Below are 2376 nucleotides of genomic sequence, written 5' to 3'. Positions count from 1 at the left end.
TGCTGAGCTCTACAATGTTCAGCGTTTAAATTCAAGATACATTTCAAAAGACAGTCAAGTCTGCATCAGTACTATTCAAAGGATGTATTCAATTTTAAAAGATAAAGAACTTGATGAAAGTCTAGAGGAAAGCTCGTTATATGAAATGAAACTGGGTGGACCGCCAAAAGATGTTGTTTACAATAAAAAATATCCACCCGAATTTTTTGATTTTATTGTGATAGATGAATGTCACCGTTCGATATATAATCTATGGCGGCAAGTGATTGAATATTTTGATGCCTTTCACATAGGACTTACTGCTACCCCCGATAAGAGGACTTTCGCTTTCTTTCATGAAAATGTAGTCAGTGAATACTCTCATGAGCAGGCAGTAGTAGATGGAGTGAACGTGGGATACGATACCTATGTCATAGAAACGGAGATTACTCAACAAGGAAGTAAAATAAAAGCAAAAGAATTTATTGATATTCGAAATAAACTGACCAGAGAAGAACGCTGGGAGCAATTAGACGAAGAGTTCCAATATTTTGGAAATGATTTGGATAGAAGTGTAGTTAATCCCAGCCAAATAAGAAATATCATCAAGACTTTTAAAAACAAGCTTTTAACAGAAATATTTCCCAACAGGAAAGAAGTTCCAAAGACCTTGATTTTTGCCAAATCTGACAGTCACGCAGACGATATTATTCAAATTGTAAGAGAGGAATTTGCTGAAAGTAATGAGTTTTGCAAGAAGATTACCTATAAATCCCTTGAAGATCCGAAATCTATCCTTGCTTCATTCCGTAATGACTATTACCCAAGAATATCTGTTACTGTCGATATGATAGCTACCGGTACGGATGTAAAACCGATAGAATGTATAATATTTATGCGTGATGTAAAATCAAAGAATTATTTTGAACAGATGAAGGGAAGGGGTACCAGGACGCTTCCAAAAGATGATTTAAGAAAAGTGACGCCTTCCGCTTCCGAAAATAAAACGCATTATGTGATAGTGGATGCAGTCGGAGTATGTAAATCATTAAAAACGGATAGCCGGCCGCTTGAACGAAAACCCTCAATTCCCTTAAAAGACCTGATGATGAACATCGCAATGGGCAGCAGGGAAGAAGATATTTTAATATCAACTGCAAATAGATTAACCAGGATAGATAAAGCTTTATCCGAAAAAGAAAAAGAAAAATTTGAAGAGATTTCTTCAGGGGTATCCATAAAAGAAGTAGTGAAAAATTTGCTTAATGCAAATGATCCGGATTTTATCAGTCAGAATTTAAAAGAAAAATTTGAAGGAGAAAGAATAGAAAAATTAACAAAAGAGCAGATTGAAAGCACTAAGAAAGAATTTTTAGATAAGGCCTGCGATATTTTTAATAATCCTGATATTAGAGAATACATTGAAGTTGTTAGGAAAAAACACGAACAAATAATTGATACAGTAAATATTGATACGGTTATAAATGCCGATTGGGATAAACAGACACAAAATCAGGCGCAAGATACAATAGAAACTTTTCGGGAGTTTATAAGAAAGAACAAAGATGAAATTACTGCATTGAAAATATTTTACAGCCAACCTCAAAGAATAAAAGAAATTACCTTTAAGATGATAAACGAACTTTATTCAGTTTTAAAATCACCTCCGTATTTCTTAACTGTAGAAAAACTGTGGGGAGCTTATTATCAGCTTGGTAATAATAGAGTAAAGGGAATAAGTACAAAAAGAATGCTGACTGATATTGTTTCACTCATTAGATATGAACTTAAAATCGATAAAGAATTGGCTCCTTTTTCTGAAATTGTTAATCGGAATTTTAAGGATTGGGTATTCAGAAAAAATGCAGGACATATACAATTTACCGAAGAGCAGATGGAGTGGCTAAGGATGATAAAAGACCATATTATGACTTCTATGAAAATAACGCAGGACAATTTTAATTTTACCCCTTTTGATGCACTTGGTGGAATAGGTAAATTCTATCAAGTGTTTGGTGAAGATTATGATAAGATAATTAGTGAATTAAATGAGGTGTTGGTAGCATAGAATGAATTTACTTCCAAATAATTGGACATATACAAAAATTAATGATCTTATTTCTAACGAAGGTATTTTTGTAGATGGGGATTGGATTGAATCAAAAGATCAGAACCCAAAAGGTAAAGTAAGGCTAATACAGTTAGCAGATATTGGGGATGGGATATTCAAGGACAGATCAAATCGGTATCTAACAAAAGAAAAGTCAGTTGAGTTAGGATGTACATACCTTAAAAAACAAGATATTTTAGTTGCAAGGTTACCAGAACCTTTAGGGAGAGCTTGCATTTTCCCACTAAATAATAGTCAAAAATATATAACAGCAGTTGATATTTGTG

2 protein-coding genes are annotated in these 2376 nt (G+C 33.4%); both read left to right on the top strand.

What is annotated here, in order from left to right; all coding sequences use genetic code 11:
• The coding region (locus tag U9Q18_02070) for a type I restriction-modification enzyme R subunit C-terminal domain-containing protein (GenBank protein ID MEA3313145.1) at nt 1-2047 on the top strand (2047 nt) is incomplete at its 5' end.
• 1 nt (nt 2048) lies between these two features.
• Nucleotides 2049-2376, top strand: a 328-nt coding sequence (locus tag U9Q18_02065) for a restriction endonuclease subunit S (GenBank protein ID MEA3313144.1), incomplete at its 3' end; no start/stop codon positions are given.

It is taken from the genome of Caldisericota bacterium, from assembly GCA_034717215.1.
In the GTDB taxonomy this organism is placed as follows: Bacteria; Caldisericota; Caldisericia; order Caldisericales; family Caldisericaceae; genus UBA646.
The sequence above is the reverse complement of the archived record's forward strand: the minus strand, read 5'-3'. Positions and strand labels throughout refer to the sequence as shown.